Source organism: Bacillus xiamenensis (assembly GCF_001857925.1).
Lineage (GTDB): Bacteria > Bacillota > Bacilli > Bacillales > Bacillaceae > Bacillus > Bacillus xiamenensis.
This window is the reverse complement of the sequence record NZ_CP017786.1, coordinates 880923-895603: the sequence shown is the minus strand read 5'-3', so window position 1 is coordinate 895603 and position 14681 is coordinate 880923. Positions and strand designations below refer to the sequence as shown.

Annotated in this window: 13 protein-coding genes and 1 pseudogene; 7 read left to right on the top strand and 7 right to left on the bottom strand. The window is 43.0% G+C overall.

Annotation, left to right across the window (positions count from 1 at the left end; translation table 11 throughout):
- Positions 1-95 precede the first annotated feature (95 nt).
- Positions 96-2135 carry a penicillin-binding protein PBP4(5) gene (gene pbp4, locus BK049_RS04510; RefSeq protein ID WP_071167923.1) on the bottom strand — a complete coding sequence of 680 codons (2040 nt, stop codon included), beginning with the start codon at positions 2133-2135 and terminating at the stop codon, positions 96-98.
- A 250-nt stretch (positions 2136-2385) separates the two neighbouring features.
- On the opposite strand from pbp4, the gene BK049_RS04505 reads away from it, so the two are divergent.
- Complete coding sequence (locus BK049_RS04505) at positions 2386-3816, top strand: SLC13 family permease (RefSeq protein ID WP_071167922.1); 1431 nt, start codon at positions 2386-2388, stop codon at positions 3814-3816.
- Here the strand turns inward: BK049_RS04505 and BK049_RS04500 are convergent.
- Positions 3748-4152, bottom strand: a complete 405-nt coding sequence (locus BK049_RS04500; RefSeq protein WP_008355865.1) for a hypothetical protein — start codon at positions 4150-4152, stop codon at positions 3748-3750. The genes BK049_RS04505 and BK049_RS04500 overlap by 69 nt on opposite strands.
- 91 nt (positions 4153-4243) lie before the next feature.
- On the opposite strand from BK049_RS04500, the gene BK049_RS04495 reads away from it, so the two are divergent.
- Positions 4244-4471 (top strand): hypothetical protein, encoded by a 228-nt coding sequence (locus BK049_RS04495; RefSeq protein WP_008355867.1) that lies wholly within the window; start codon positions 4244-4246, stop codon positions 4469-4471.
- Here the strand turns inward: BK049_RS04495 and BK049_RS04490 are convergent.
- Positions 4452-4931, bottom strand: a complete 480-nt coding sequence (locus BK049_RS04490) for an Hsp20/alpha crystallin family protein (RefSeq protein ID WP_071167921.1) — start codon at positions 4929-4931, stop codon at positions 4452-4454. The two genes, BK049_RS04495 and BK049_RS04490, sit on opposite strands and share 20 nt — an antisense overlap.
- Before the next feature lie 65 nt (positions 4932-4996).
- Here BK049_RS04490 and BK049_RS04485 point away from each other — a divergent pair, with 65 nt between their 5' ends.
- Together BK049_RS04485 and BK049_RS04480 are read left to right on the top strand one after the other, a co-directional pair.
- Positions 4997-5254, top strand: a complete 258-nt coding sequence (locus BK049_RS04485; RefSeq protein ID WP_003213975.1) for a hypothetical protein — start codon at positions 4997-4999, stop codon at positions 5252-5254.
- A gap of 6 nt (positions 5255-5260) precedes the next feature.
- Positions 5261-5494: a hypothetical protein gene (locus tag BK049_RS04480; protein WP_008355873.1), complete on the top strand. Its 234-nt coding sequence runs from the start codon at positions 5261-5263 to the stop codon at positions 5492-5494.
- A gap of 36 nt (positions 5495-5530) precedes the next feature.
- On the opposite strand, the gene bcaP is transcribed toward BK049_RS04480, so the two are convergent.
- A complete protein-coding gene (bcaP, locus tag BK049_RS04475; protein ID WP_008355875.1) occupies positions 5531-6922 on the bottom strand; it encodes a branched-chain amino acid transporter BcaP in 1392 nt (463 codons plus the stop codon).
- Positions 6923-7102: 180 nt separating this feature from the next.
- Complete coding sequence (locus BK049_RS04470) at positions 7103-8176, bottom strand: tetratricopeptide repeat-containing glycosyltransferase family 2 protein (protein WP_071167920.1); 1074 nt, start codon at positions 8174-8176, stop codon at positions 7103-7105.
- A 133-nt stretch (positions 8177-8309) separates the two neighbouring features.
- Here BK049_RS04470 and BK049_RS04465 point away from each other — a divergent pair, with 133 nt between their 5' ends.
- Positions 8310-10196, top strand: coding sequence for an ABC-F family ATP-binding cassette domain-containing protein (locus BK049_RS04465; protein ID WP_071167919.1), 1887 nt, complete (start codon positions 8310-8312; stop codon positions 10194-10196).
- A gap of 191 nt (positions 10197-10387) precedes the next feature.
- On the opposite strand, the gene folE2 is transcribed toward BK049_RS04465, so the two are convergent.
- On the bottom strand, positions 10388-11284 hold the full coding sequence (gene folE2, locus BK049_RS04460) for a GTP cyclohydrolase FolE2 (protein WP_008355881.1): 897 nt from the start codon (positions 11282-11284) through the stop codon (positions 10388-10390).
- Between the two features lie 111 nt (positions 11285-11395).
- On the opposite strand from folE2, the pseudogene BK049_RS04455 reads away from it, so the two are divergent.
- A pseudogene (locus BK049_RS04455) lies at positions 11396-11668 on the top strand (MFS transporter); the annotation flags it as partial.
- Positions 11669-11719: 51 nt separating this feature from the next.
- On the opposite strand, the gene BK049_RS04450 reads toward BK049_RS04455, so the two are convergent.
- A complete protein-coding gene (locus BK049_RS04450) occupies positions 11720-13273 on the bottom strand; it encodes an ABC-F family ATP-binding cassette domain-containing protein (RefSeq protein WP_071167918.1) in 1554 nt (517 codons plus the stop codon).
- A 152-nt stretch (positions 13274-13425) separates the two neighbouring features.
- Between BK049_RS04450 and BK049_RS04445 the strand changes: the two genes are divergently transcribed.
- Positions 13426-14568 carry a DEAD/DEAH box helicase gene (locus tag BK049_RS04445; protein WP_071167917.1) on the top strand — a complete coding sequence of 381 codons (1143 nt, stop codon included), beginning with the start codon at positions 13426-13428 and terminating at the stop codon, positions 14566-14568.
- Positions 14569-14681 lie beyond the last annotated feature (113 nt).

Sequence of the window (14681 nt, the reverse complement as noted above, 5' to 3'; positions counted from 1 at the left end):
TTATTCATAAGGTGAACTATAAAACAATAGCAAATTGTCATGATGTAGAAAAAAGAGACACACGCTCTTGATGGAGAGCGTGTGTCTCTAAAGGGTTATTCATAAAAAGAAGCGATCACAGGCTTCATTTTTTGAACGACTAGGCCACTGCCGCCGCGGTCTTTCACACCTTCGATCATGCCGATAAGGATGTAATCTTCTTTTTTGGGATGAAACGCAAGTAAAAATCCATTTTCAGTACCATCTGTCGCACCTTGTTTGCTCTTCAGCTCTGCTGTTCCCGTTTTAGCGGCAATATCAGCCCCTTTGATTTGCAGGGAGTGAGCAGTACCGTTTGAATTGGTCACGACTTGAGTCAGTGTGTCTTTTACTTTATTTGCTGAATCTTCTTTTATGATCTGCTTTGGTGATGCTGTTTTTTCATCTTGAATGACGCGAGGATACACAAGCTTGCCTCCTGTTGCAAATGGAGAATAGGCATGTATCTGCTCAATCGGTGACATGAGTAATTCCCCTTGGCCATACGCCGAGTCAGCGAGTAAGATGTCTGATTGAATGCCATCGTTTGATACTTGTGCGGGCTTCATTGTAAACGGCATGTGTAAATCTTCGCCAAACCCAAATGTTTTCACTTTTTTCTCGTAAGTATCTTTGCCGATTTCAAGGGCTTCCTGTCCAAAATAAATATTGTCTGAGTACACGAGGGCATCGACCATGTTGACGTGTTCTTTGTCATGAACCCGTGTAATTTGATAATTTCCCCATGATTGATCCTTCTGCCATTTCAGTCCATGAATGGTGCGCACTTTATTAGGCTTTGTGACACCTGTTTCCAGCCCAATGGCTGCTGTAATGGTTTTGAAGGTGGACCCTGGTGCATATCGGCTTGCATATCGAGCTTGGAATGGAAGATCTGGGTTTTCACTGTATGCTCGATATTGCTTAGGTGTCACCCCATTTGTCATGAGATTGACATCATAGGAAGGGGTACTGACAAGTGCTAATAGGTCACCAGATGATGGATTCATGATGGTGACGGCCCCTTTTTCACCCTTCAACTGCTGATAGGCTTTTTTCTGTAAAGAAGCATCAATGGTCAATTTCACTGTTTTTCCGTCTTTTCGCTCTGTTTTTTGTAGTGTTTCTTCAATGCCTGTTTCATCATGGACAATGAGAATGCTTCCGCCATCTTGTCCACGTAAGTTCTGATCAAATGTGTATTCAAGGCCGGTTTTGCCGATGATTTGATCCGCCTTTAATGCCGGGTTTCTTTTGATATCATCCGCATTTGCTTTTCCGACGTAGCCTGTCAGATGAGCAGCAGCTTCGTTATATGGATAATAGCGCATTTCCTTTGGTTGATAGGTCACGCCACTTACGTCCTTTGGGATTTGCATTTGCTCTAACATAGACTTCAGCGGGACAAATGTGTCATCTGTGACCCATGTTTGTTTCAGCTGGTTTTGAATGAATTCTTCATCTATATCAAAAGCGCTGCTGATTTTTTTTATATGGCTTTCTTTTGTCTTGCCTGTACCGAGCTTTCCCGGAATAATGCCAAGTGCGTTTCCACCAGTTGTTTCTGCTAAAGCACGCCCTTTTCGATCCACAATACTTCCGCGTACCGCAGGATCAGATTTCACTTTGATGGTGTCTCTCTTTTCCATTTGCGGGAAGATGAGGTTAGGTTTCCAATCTACTTTCCACTGATTATCCTCTTTTGAGAGGACGCCTTTATACGAGAGCTTGTTCAGCTTTCCAAGAGATGTTTTCATTGTGACATCATAGGTGAATTCGTACCCGTCTCCTTTGTCCTGTTTTTCTACTTTGAGTTTTGAGATGTTCACATCATGAGCACCGATTCCGCTAAAGATATTGTCGTATTTCTCGGCTAGTTGTTTTTTAGAAAAGTCATTGCCTTTTAGAGATGTACTTGTGACCTCATCTGCGAGCTTCGTAAAGTCTTTCTTTTTCAATTGATTTGTAAAGGATTGAGCTGTCTGTAAGGCCTCTTTTTCTTTGGAGAAAAGTGTATCTTTTAAGAAGAAGAAAGCAACAGCAAGTAAGATGATGCTGATAAGGGGGACGGTGAATTTTTTCTGTTTCCAAAATGATTTCCGCTGATCTGTATACAATGAAAACACCTCAATTTTTGATTAGATCCTCTATATTTTACAGTTATTGTGTACGATTTGTATAGTTTCTCATGGGAATCATGCTGCGTGAATAAGACAAATGAACTGGTGATAGTCATTTTGGGTGTCAAATTTCACTGTGTTTATCGAGTCTTTATGCCTGCTCTTGATAAAAGGGAAATCACTTCATATCATCGAAGGATCATAAGGGAATTAATTGCTTGGAAGCGATAACAAAATGGAGGGATGTATGATCGCTTATCAAAAAGTGAATATCACAGGATTATTGCTAGGACCGTGCTTATTTCTTACCCTCATGTTTTTGATACCAGCGTCAGAATTGGCCTATGCACCTAAGGTAGTGCTTGCTGTCTCAGCTTGGACGGCTACTTGGTGGGTAACAGAAGCATTGCCGATTCCAGCTGCGTCTCTATTGCCGATTATTTTACTGCCAACACTTGGGGGACTGTCGATGGATGCAACGGCAAAATCCTACGGTGATCCGATTGTCTTTATGTATATGGGTGGTTTTATGATTGCAATTGCGATTGAGAAATGGAATTTACATCGACGAATGGCCTTACATATTCTCAATTTTATTGGCACAAGAAGTGACCGTATTGTATTAGGGATTATGATATCAACGGCTTTTTTATCTTTATGGATTTCGAATGCTGCTACAGCTTTAATGATGCTTCCTGTGGCACTCGCTATCATTAAAGAAGTCAAAGCAAATCAGATATTGTCAGGGCATTCACTTGAGAAGTTTAGTAAAAGCATTTTGCTGTCTGTTGCGTATTCTGCCTCGATCGGCGGATTAGCGACACTCGTCGGAACAGTTCCTAATGCAGTGTTTGCCGCAATGTCTAAAAAATTATTAGATCGTGACATTATGTTTTTTGAATGGTTTTTATTTGGCTTTCCTGTCACAGTCGTTATGCTGTCTCTCTTATATGTATATTTAACAAAAATTCAATTTCGGGTGGAGCATCGAAGTGATATCAAAGCTCACTTCATTCAAAAGGACTTAAAGGATTTAGGAAAGATCAAACAAGAGGAAAAATGGGTTCTTACGGTTTTTCTCATGACTGCGTGCCTATGGATCTTTAAATCTTTGTTGTTTGGAAATCTTTATGTATCAGATACATCTATTGCAATTTTTGGTGCAATCCTGCTCTTTCTCATTCCATCGACGAATGGTGAGAGAATTCTAGAATGGCAGGATATGAAACAGCTTCCTTGGGGGCTATTGCTTTTATTTGGGGGCGGTTTGTCGCTTGCCACAGGATTTGCAGAAACCGATTTGACGGGCTGGATGGGGGAGAAGCTTCAACTTTTAAACGGTCTGTCTTATTTCATGATTATCTTCATTTTAACGGCTGCCGTTCTGTTTATGACAGAATTTATGTCAAATACAGCTGTGGCCAATATGGTGATTCCCATCACAGTAGGGCTTGGCCTGGCCATTGGCATTGAGCCGTATGGTTTAATGGCTGCGGCTGCGTTAGCTTCCTCGTGTGCGTTTATGCTACCAATCTCTACACCGCCAAATGCGGCTGTCTTTAGCGCAGATATACTCAAAATTTCTGATATGGTCAAGGCGGGCTTTTGGTTAAATATCATCAGTATTGTGGCGATTGTTCTTGCGGTTTATTTCTGGCTGCCGATCGTGCTGAGATGAGGGCTTTGATCGAATCGAAACGGTTGGTGCAGATGTTTCTTTTGGCTTCGGTGCTGGAGCGGGCTTTTTGAGGTGCGCGTCCTTTGGCGTATAATAGGTTGCCCCAATGTTGAGTCTGCCTTGCAGCTGGTTAATGGAAAGTTCACCAAACTCTAGATGGTAGTCAATTTTGTCCACGTGCAGTGATTCAATATGAATGTGCGTATCCTCTGAAACTGGTGAAGCAGGTGCAGACATTTTTTGTTCAAGAGCAGTGAGTCTTTTTTCCAGCTCGACGACAGACGGGGATGGGCTGGATTCCGTTTTTTTAAAGAGTGATTGAATGAAATGTTTCAAGTGACCACAACCTTTTCTTTCGCCTTGCTCTAGTCTATGGAAAAGCTGCCCGGTATATACTTATAGAGATGACAAGAAAGGGGAGAAAAGCATGCTGCCTACACGGATTCAGATTGCTCATATGAAAACGAATAGTATTGGTGCAGGGTCCTCGATGACATTCGGTTCGACGTTCGTACAAAATCACTGCTCGACGATAAAAAGAAACAATGGTTTCGGTGAGCAAAATGCCGATGGCGTGATCACGATCCTGCCGATTGAAACGGTTGATGATCGTGATCAAATAGATGCAGTGAGTATCAATATTCGTCATCTATGATAATCGCAGTTGCTTTTCCTTCATCTTTTTGCAGCCGGATGTACAGCACGCCGTCTTTAAAGGCGGCATTCATTTGACCAAGAATCATATCTGGAAGCCGAATTTTTCTTTCAAACGGACCATATTTCCCTTGCCTTTGACGAAAGTCCTGCTCGTTAAAAAAGGAAAAACGCTGTCCTTTCACAACCAAATATTCCCCATATGACAGCACCTGAACATCTTCCTTCCGGTAGCCAGGCAAATATATTAAGTACTGAAATTCTGTAGGGGTTTCCACAATGTCGATTGGTGGAAATGACGCATCTGTTCCTCGCTGATCTTGTTGCGTGAATGTAAAGGGAGACGGACTATTTGCCATAAAGGGAGATCTTTGCTCATCATCGAATATCATTTTCCAAAAATCATCTCCGTGCATTTGCTGGGCAATATCCATCCACTGCTTCATTTTTTCGAAGTCCATGTGAAGACCTCCTGTTAACATACTTGATGGGTGCTTGCATATACCTATAAAAAGGAGGTTTATCTGTGGTTCAACCAACTCCGTATATCAATATTAATATTTTCATGTTAAAAATTAATTCCTTTGAAAATGCGTCGGCGGTGAATGTCGGACAAAATTTGTTAGCAGAGTGGCAAAACTCAGATAAGAAAAATCAGGGGTACGGACAGAATTTTGGAGATGCCAGCGGTTTTGTCGGAACAAAAAGCCATGTTGATGATCGAGATCAAGTGGACTCACCTGCCTCTTTTTCGCCAGCAGCTAAACCTATTCAAAGGAAGTGACGTGTGATGTTATTCTCACCTTCAGTCGTCAATGTCGGTGCTTTTAAAATCAATGCAATGGACCGGGGGGCTTCACTCACTCTAGGTCCTTATCAGCAGGTCGATTATTTTCTTTCGATGAAAATGAACCAAGGTTTTGGTGAGGACAATGGAGATTGTTCACCGCTTGTCATTCCAATTTCAAGCGTATTAGATCCAGATATGATCGACTCGAATTCAGCTAAAAACAGTGTGATTTAAGCAAAAAAAGAGACCGGGAATCCCCGTGTCTCTTTTCTAATGTGTTTGATTGAGATGGCTTTTTCGTCTTGCATACGTGAAATAAACAATGACACCAATAGCCACCCAGATGAGGAAAGCTCTCCATGTCACCCATGAAAGTGTCGTCGCAAGTTTAATACATATGACGGCACTAATAATCGGAAGAACAGGCACGAATGGTACCTTAAATGCTGCTTTGACATTCGGGTGTTTTTCTCGTAAAACGATCACAGCGATCGAGATCACCGTAAAGGCCGCAAGTGTACCGATGCTGACTAAATTAGCCAGTGTTGATAAGTTGACGAATCCAACGATACATGCCGCAACAATCCCTGTCAGCCAAGTGTTGGCAACCGGTGTTTTCGATTTTGGATGAACGTTTGAGAAAATTTTCGGCATCAGCCCATCTCGGCTCATAGCAAAGGTTAAACGAACCTGGGCATACACAAGAGCGATTAACACGGTCGTAATCCCGATAATCGCACCTGCGGATATAATGCCAGCGACACTATTCAGGCCAACAACTTGAAGAGCAAATGCGACAGGGTCACTGACATTTAGCTTCGTATAGTGAACCATGCCTGTTAAGACGAATGAAACACCGATGTATAAAATCGTACAAACGCCGAGCGCACCAATAATTCCGATTGGCATCGCCTTTTGTGGATTTTTGACTTCTTCTGATGCATTAGCAATTGCATCAAATCCAAGATAAGCAAAAAAGACAGTCGCAGCTCCGGCAATGACGCCATTAAAGCCCATTGGCATAAAAGGTGTCCAGTTTTCAGGTTTAACGTAAGCGAAGCCTGAAATGATAAAGAGCAGGACAATGGCAATTTTGATGAGCACAATGATGTTATTCAGCTTTGTGCTCTCTTTTACGCCTCTTGAGACAATAAAGGTAATGAGTAAAATAATGAGTGCGCCTGGCAGATTAAAGACGGCCCCATCAACGGCTCCAGGTGCACCCGATAAGGCCTTCGGTATGTGCAGGCCGAATCCACTGAGCAGTGATTGAAAATAGGACGACCATCCACTGGCTACAGCAGAGAGCGCAACGACATACTCGAGCATTAAATCCCAGCCCATTAAAAAGGCGAGGAATTCGCCAAGTGTGGCATAAGAATACGTATAAACGCTTCCTGACACTGGAATGGACGAGGAGAATTCTGCGTAGCAAAAAGCAGCAAGAGCGCATGCGATCGCAGCCAAAATAAAAGATATAATAATCGCAGGTCCCGCATCTTTCGCAGCAGCGACCCCCGTAATGACAAAGATCCCAGTCCCGACCACACAGCCGATGCCAAGCAAGATTAAATCAAATGTATTCAAAGAACGACTCAGCCGCTTTGTTTGACTTTCAAGCATGAGCTGGTCGAGAGATTTTTTTCTAAATAAAGAACTCATGTTGACCTCCTAATGGATAAATCTTTTCGTAAGACGAATGTTAGTATATGCGTAAATGATAATTTAGTCAATTGGTTGAAAAACGCTTTAAATCGCTAAAGCGTGACATATCATAAGCGTTCAATGGATATAAAAAGACATCCGCCGGCACATAACAGGCGAATGCGGCAACAGGAGATCTTACGGCTGTTCAGCAAATATTTTTTCGTTGTACAGCACACTCGGATGGGCAGGGTAATGGACTGATGAAGCAAGGTGATGGGTTTTGGCTTGCTCCAAATCGCCGAGCTGATAATAACAATAGCAAAGCTGGAGGTGAGGGTACCACGTTTTATATTGGATGAGTGTAAAGCCTGTTTCGTTTTCAGGAGCCTTCAGGGCCTGCTCATACCAAAAGATAGCTGCTTGGTGTTTATTTTGTGTTTTAAAATGATCCCCGATCCGGCAGCAAAATTCAGGGCGGGGTTGATCATATAAGAAGGAGCGCAATAATGAGGATAGGGCCGCTTCCTCGAAACCTACTGCATAGTAGCAGTCAGCTAAATATTGACATGCGCGAATTTCATCCTCAATCCAGCATTGTTTTGTGGCTAAAAATTGATGATAAAAACGAATGGCCCTCACATGTTGCTTGTGATCCCTTAGCTCATTGGCAAAGTAAAAGAGATCACGTGGCGTCATCTCCTCACCGTTTGCAAGCATGTCTTCATAAATTCGCAGGTTGCGCCCAGGCTCCACAGCGGTAGTTTTCTTACGCTTTTGATGTGTGACGGCGATTTCGGCTGGAAAGATGTTGCCATACACTTGGAGAAATTCATGAACGGCTCCGTACCATTGAAAGTGTAAAGCACGTTTGACGAGCCGGTTTCTTCTATATTTAAAATTCACATGACCGTCCTTATCAAATCCAACGTGGTAAAACATCGAGACGGCATCCACAGCGGGATCAAGAGTCTGCTTGAGCTGAAGAAGCTTTTTTCGGTCCTCTTCAAGCAGGACATCGTCTGCATCCAGCCATAGGATATACTCTTTTGTTGCATGGGAAAAAGAGAAATTGCGGGCTTTTGCAAAATGCTGAACCCATTCAAAGTCGAGCACCTGTGCTGAAAAAGAGTGAGCAATTTCCTTCGTCCGATCTGTTGATCCTGTATCAACGATGATCATCTCATCTACAATGTCTTGAACAGAAGAAAGGCAGTCCGCTAAAACCTCCTCTTCATTTTTCACAATCATACATAAGCTAATGGATATCATCTATAGATCACCTCATCATAGTGTATCGAGCATCAAAAGGAAACATTCTTTTCAGTAGCGGGTTTTTTAAAACTAGTTTTCTGCTACTGGCTGATTTAAAATAAAGGAAGAATCTATGTAAGGGCTGATAAAATTGAGTTTATTGAATGTTGAAGGATTATATAAAACCTATGGCGAAAAAACGCTGTTTGATCATATCTCTTTTCATATAGAACCAAAGGAACGCATCGGTTTAATTGGACCAAATGGAACAGGCAAATCAACGCTTCTAAAGGTGATCGCAGGGCTTGAATCGTTTGAGGAGGGTGACATCACGAAAGCAGGAACACTTGATATCGAATTTCTTGAGCAAGATCCTGAGATGAGCGGAGATGAAACAATTCTCGACTATATTTTTTCTGGAACAGCACCGATGATTCAAACGATGAAGGCGTATGAACAGGCGCTTGCTAATTTAGCGCATGATCCGCAAAATGAAGCAAAACAAGAGGCGCTCATGCGTATGCAAAATAAAATGGATCAGGAGGACGCATGGGATGCAAACCTTTCGGCGAAAACGATTTTGACAAAGCTTGGTGTCCAAGATGTGAGCCGTTCTGTTCATGCGTTATCGGGCGGACAGAAAAAGCGTGTTGCCATCGCCAAAAATTTAATCCAGCCTGCGGGTTTGCTGATTTTGGATGAGCCGACGAACCATCTAGATAATGCAACCATTGAATGGCTTGAAGGGTATTTGAGTCAATACAGCGGGGCTGTTATCCTTGTGACCCATGATCGTTATTTCTTAAACCGTGTTGCCAATCGGATTTATGAATTAAATCAAGGGCAGTTGTATACGTATAAAGGAAATTATGAAGTCTTTTTAGAAAAAAGAGCAGAACGAGAAGCGGAAGCTCAGGTGAAGGAAACGAAACGTCAAAATTTACTTAGACGAGAGCTTGCTTGGCTGAGAAGAGGGGCAAAGGCTAGAACGACAAAGCAAAAAGCACGAATCGGCAGAGTAGAAGAGCTGAAGGATCAAAAGGGACCTGATGCAAAGGGCGAGCTTGATTTTGCGATCGGTTCTCACCGGCTTGGAAAACAGGTGATGGAGGTAGAAGAGATCAGCATCTCATTTGCTGGCCAAACCCTTGTGGAGTGCTTTTCCGATTTAGTCGTGCCAGGTGACCGTATTGGATTAATCGGACCGAACGGAGTGGGGAAAACCACGTTACTTCATTGTCTAGCGGGTAAAATAGAACCGACTACTGGACAATTGACTATTGGCCAAACGGTTCGCATTGGCTATTACACGCAGGATCATCATGAAATGAATGAAGAGCTGACCATCATTGATTACATCAAAGAAACAGCTGAAATCGTGAAGACAACGGATGGCACCATTGTGACAGCCGAGCAGATGCTGGAGCGGTTCTTATTCCCAAGATCCATGCAGCGCACGTTTATTCGCAAGCTGTCAGGAGGAGAGCGCCGCAGATTATATTTACTAAAAGTCTTGATGGAAGAGCCGAATGTTCTCTTTTTAGATGAGCCGACGAACGATCTTGATACAGAGACGCTCAGCATTTTAGAGGATTATTTGGAGCAGTTCCCTGGCGTAGTCATCACAGTGTCGCATGATCGTTATTTCTTAGACCGAGTCGTTCATCGCCTGCTTGTTTTTGAAGGAAATGGACGCATATCACATTTTCAAGGGGCATACAGCGATTACATGGAGCAAGAAAAAGAGCAGAAGCGAACAGAGACAAAGCCTCCTGAAAAACAAGTAGAAGCGGCCCCTAAAAAGAGAAAAAAACTGTCCTATAAGGACCAGATTGAATGGGATGGGATTGAAGACCGGATCCAAGCATTAGAGGAAAAAAACCAGCAGCTCGAAGCTAGCATTGCTGAGGCAGGCAGTGATTTCGGGAAAATTCAAGAGCTGATGGACAAGCAAAAAGCCGTCACAGAAGAATTAGAACAAGCGATGGACCGCTGGACAGAACTGTCGATGATGATAGAGGAATTGGAAAGCAATTAAGCGTGCCGACAAAATTGCATAAAAGAAGACGAAGGGCTCATCATGAGCCCTTTTTCTTCTTTTCAGCGTGATAGAAAACCATTGAATTCCAGAAAGGATAGCTGCTTTCAAAGAGCGAATTGAACCTTCGTGAGCAACAGCGCTTAGGGCGAATACGAGGGTTTGTCTACACGCTCAACTGTAGAGAGGCTTTACAGTTTTTTTTGATAAGAGCATTTAGCATAAGCATCGTGCTGATGAATGGATTCTTCATTGCGGCACTCGACTTGAAAGCCCTTGACCCAGTTTTGTTCATAAAGCTCGGCCGCAATTAACCTCGTGACATCCTCCACAAAGCGTGGATTTTCATAGGCCTCTTCTGTCACTTTCTTTTCATCAGGTCTTTTAAGTACGGGATAAAGGGGCGCACTCGCATTGGACTCGATGATCTGCAGTAGATCAGCTTTCATGTCATCAGGGAGCTGTACTTGTTCAAACAGCTCTACCTGAATAGACACAGTGCCGCGCTGATTATGCGCGCCGTATTCACTGATTTCTTTTGAACAAGGGCATAGTGTAGTGACCTGTGCAGTGCAGCCAACATGACAGATCCATCCGTTTTCTTCATGAAAATGGACGTCATATTGCACAGTCGCATGCATCAAACCGGACTTTCGGCTCACTGGGCTCTTTTTTTCCATGTACCAAGGAAAGGAAACCTGAACAGAGGCGGATGGCTGATTCATTTGCTTGGCAAGCTGTGCCGTCAATTCTTTTAAGGAATTCACATCAAGCGGCTTTCCGCTCTCGTAAAATGAGTGCAGCTGTTCAGTAAGACGGCTCATATGAATGCCTTTTTGATGAGCTGGCAAGTATGTGCTCAGTGCAAAGGCAGCGGAAGTTGTTTGGTGCTGTGGTGCCGTTTTAGACAAAATATGTACAGGATACGACACGCGGCAAATTCCGACTTGTTCAAGATCAAAATAAAAGTCCTGCTCCGTCTGTTGTATGTCCATCATGTCCTCTTTTTGACAAGGCTTCGTTCGAGCGCTTGGCGGGACAGATCCGAATTGTTGGTGTCGTTCTTTTTTGGGTGGAAAAGAGAGCATAGTGTACCTCCTTTAAATCGTAATAATTCCTATTTATTTTGCATCAAACAGCAGGAGAAATCAAGGGTCAAAAATTTAACGTTTACGTTAAGGTTATAAAACATTTGCGGGATTGTCATCGCTGGGGGAATTCTCGGCATGATCAATACGGTGCTTACGACGGCTGTCATGGGCTCAGCACCTGTTGAGCGTTCAATTGCTTCATCTTCTTACAGCGCAGTACGGTTTATTGGTGGTGCGATTGCTCCTTGGATTGCCGGCGTACTCGCTGAAACGTATACAGCAAGTACGCCCTATTATGTAGGGGCGGCTGTTGTGCTGGCAGGGATGATCATCCTGCTTCTTGGCCGTAAGCATTTGGTGAATATACAGGCCGGTCATTAAAATAGAAAAAAGCCTTATATCTTTTTGAACAGATATAAGGCTTTTTTGACGTTATAATACTTTTGTCGTCCAAGATTCACAATTCCATGTCTCGGTTGCAACATCTTGATAAAATTCAGGTTCGTGGGAAATCAATAAGACGCTGCCTTTATATTCTTTTAACGCGCGTTTTAGTTCTTCTTTCGCATCGACATCTAAGTGGTTTGTCGGCTCATCGAGAACAAGTAAATTGGTTTCTTCATTTATCAGCTTACAGAGGCGGACCTTTGCTTTCTCCCCGCCGCTTAGAACAGATACACGGCTTTCAATATGCTTTGTCGTTAATCCGCATTTGGCAAGGGCTGCTCTCACTTCATATTGCGTGTAAGAAGGGAAGGTGCTCCACACTTCTTCAATACAGGTGTTGCTGTTTTGCTCTTTGACTTCTTGCTCAAAGTAGCCGATATGCAAGAATTCTCCACGTTCCACCTCGCCAGAAATTGGCGTGATTTCTCCAAGAAGGCTTCGCAGCAGCGTTGTTTTACCGATACCATTTGCGCCATATAAGGCGATTTTCTGTCCGCGTTCCATTTTCAGATTCAATGGGCGAGAGAGCGGTTCGTCATAACCAATGACTAAATCCTTCGTTTCAAAAATCAATTTTCCTGAAGTACGTGCTGGCTTGAAGTTGAATTCCGGCTTTGGCTTTTCTGCTGCCAATTCAATCATGTCCATCTTATCTAGTTTCTTTTGACGAGACATGGCCATATTCCGAGTGCTGACACGTGCTTTATTTCTCGCGACAAAATCCTTTAATTCAGCCACTTCTTGCTGCTGCCTTTTATACGCTGCTTCTAGCTGCTGCTTTTTCACTTCGTACACTTGTTTAAATTGATCATAATCACCAACGTAGCGTGTCAATTCTTGATTTTCGACATGATAAATCAAGTTAATGACACTGTTTAAAAACGGAATGTCATGTGAAATGAGGATGAACGCATTTTCATACTCCTGTAAATAGCGTTTCAGCCACTCAATATGCTGCTCATCCAAATAGTTGGTCGGCTCATCGAGAAGGAGAATTTCTGGCTTCTCTAACAGCAATTTCGCCAGCAGGACTTTTGTACGCTGCCCGCCGCTCAGCTCTGTCACATCACGGTCCAGCCCAAGATCCGTTAACCCAAGACCTCTTGCGATTTCTTCCACCTTGGAATCAATGATATAGAAATCATTGTTTGTCAGTGCATCCTGAATGATGCCAACTTCCTCTAACAGCTTTTCCAGCTCATCAGGATCAGCTTCACCCATTTTGCCATAAATGTCATTCATTGAGGCTTCCATAGAGAATAAATAATGGAAGGCATCTTGAAGGACTTCACGGATGGTTCTTCCTTTTTCTAGCACGGTATGCTGATCAAGGTAGCCCACACGGACATTTTTTGCCCATTCGACTTTTCCTGCATCTGGCTCAAGCTTGCCAGTAATAATATTCATAAACGTTGACTTTCCTTCACCGTTGGCGCCGATCAAGCCGACATGCTCGCCTTTTAATAACCGGAAGGAGACTTCGTGGAAAATGGCTCTGTCGCCAAAGCCATGACTTAAATCTTTAACAGATAATATCATTTTTTACACCTCAAATAGATTCAAAACGGCTAGTGCCTCTCATGATTATATCGAACTGTCCGGCTCGATAAAAGCATCAAAAGAAAAATTGCGTTTCAAAGCTGATTTTGAGATACTTAAGGATAGATTGAATGAGGATAAAGGAGATCGACATGACCGAAAATTGGGCATTTTTAAAAGAAGCCAAACCATTTATACAAAAGAACTTTGAAGCGGCTGGCTTTGAGAAACCAACAGCGATACAAGAAAAAACAGCAGAGTGGATTACGGAAAAGCGCGATGTGATTGCAGAATCACCAACTGGAACGGGGAAGACACTTGCGTATGTTCTGCCGCTTTTAAATAAAATTGATGTGAGTATCAAACACCCGCAAGTCTTAATCTTGGCACCCTCAAGAGAGCTTGTGATGCAAATATTTGATGTCGTGCAAGAGTTCAAACAAGGATCAGACATCAAAGCCGTCTCTTTAATAGGCGGAGCAAACATCAAGAAGCAGCAGGAAAAGCTAAAAAAACACCCAAACATCGTGGTGGCGACACCGGGCCGTGTACAAGAGTTAATCAAAATCAAGAAATTGAAAATGCATGAAGTCAAAACAATCGTGTTAGATGAAGCAGATCAGCTTCTTGTCCCAGAGCATATGAAAACGATCCAAGCGATCATTAAATCAACATTAAAAGAAAGACAAATTCTTTGTTTCTCTGCCACTTTTAAAGAGGAAACCGTTCAACTGATCAAAGAGATGACATCTGAGCCAGAGGTATTGACAATTAGCAGAAGCCAGGAAGAAGCGCAGAAGGTAGGGCATTACTATTTGTTATGTGATCAGCGGGATAAAGTGAAACTGCTCCAAAAGCTATCGCGGCTTGAGGACATGCAGGCGCTTGTCTTTGTGCGTGATATTACGAATTTAAGCATTTATGCAGAAAAATTAGCGTATCATCATGTTGATCTTGGAGTGCTTCACAGTGAAGCGAAAAAAGCAGATCGTGCTGTTATTTTAAAGGCATTTGAACAGCATGAATTTCCGCTTCTTCTTGCAACGGATATTGCAGCAAGAGGCATTGATATCGACGATTTACCGTACGTCATCCATGCAGATCTGCCAAATGAAGAAGGCTATATTCATCGTTCAGGCAGAACAGGCCGTGCAGGAAAAGAAGGGGCTGTCATCAGTCTTGTCACCCATCAAGAGCATGCGATGCTGAAAAAAATGGCGAAAAAGCTGAATCTCTCGCTTGAGGAAATTGTGTATAAACAAGGCCAGCTGCAGCTTGTGCAGCATCAGGCATAATAAAAGGACCCTGCCGTTTGGCGGGTCCTTTCAGCGTGTAGACAAACCCTCGCATTCGCCCGCAGTCCTGCGCGCTGGTGCTCGTCCTTCCTAGACTGCAAAGGTTTTCTATC